The following is a 357-nucleotide window of genomic DNA, read 5'->3' as shown; positions in this document are numbered from 1 at the left end:
GGCCATCGCCCTGGGGGCCGCGGTGCTGCTGATCACCCGCATTGCTTCCTGGCGCATCATGCTGGGCGTGGTACTCGGCGTGGTGGCCATGAGCGCGCTGTTCAATGCCGTCGGCAGCGACAGCAACCCGATGTTCGCAATGCCCTGGTATTGGCACATGACGCTGGGCGGGCTGGCCTTCGGGCTGGTGTTCATGGCCACGGACCCGGTCTCCGCGGCGATGACCAACACCGGCAAAATGATCAACGGCATTCTCATTGGCGTGATGACGGTGCTGATCCGGGTGGTCAACCCGGCCTTTCCGGAGGGCGTGATGCTGGCCATTCTGTTCGGCAACCTGTGTGCGCCGTTGATCGA

Annotated in this window: 1 protein-coding gene; it reads left to right on the top strand. The window is 63.9% G+C overall.

Annotated elements, in window-relative coordinates:
• On the top strand, positions 1–357 hold a 357-nt coding region (locus ASV53_RS25035; protein WP_189337986.1), incomplete at both ends, for an RnfABCDGE type electron transport complex subunit D.

It is taken from the genome of Photobacterium sanguinicancri, assembly GCF_002265265.1.
In the GTDB taxonomy this organism is placed as follows: domain Bacteria; phylum Pseudomonadota; class Gammaproteobacteria; order Enterobacterales; family Vibrionaceae; genus Photobacterium; species Photobacterium sanguinicancri.
The sequence above is the reverse complement of the archived record's forward strand: the minus strand, read 5'-3'. Positions and strand labels throughout refer to the sequence as shown.